Raw genomic sequence first — 242 nt, forward strand, 5'->3', positions numbered from 1 at the left:
CTCTCGTAATGTCGCGTCTTCAGGTGAGCTGGTGGTGCTCAAGGCAAATGTCGAATCGCTCGATGGCCGTGTTCACGAATTAAGCCAAGCCCAGACCAAGCAACCTGCAGTTCCTCCGTCCAAGCCCAAAGCCGCTGTCCGCAAGGCTCGTCCCGCTCAGAAGCCCAGTACCAGCGTTATCACACCGCAAGCGCCGCCCTTCACCATCGTCGGTATTGAATACCGGGGCGGTGAGCGTTTTT

At 57.9% G+C, this 242-nt stretch carries 1 pseudogene; it reads left to right on the plus strand.

From position 1 onward, the window contains the following. Positions 1-242 (plus strand): annotated as a pseudogene (locus SB679_RS25995) (hypothetical protein); the annotation flags it as partial.

The organism is Chryseobacterium sp. SIMBA_029, from assembly GCF_046535275.1.
Classification (GTDB): Bacteria; Bacteroidota; Bacteroidia; order Flavobacteriales; family Weeksellaceae; genus Chryseobacterium.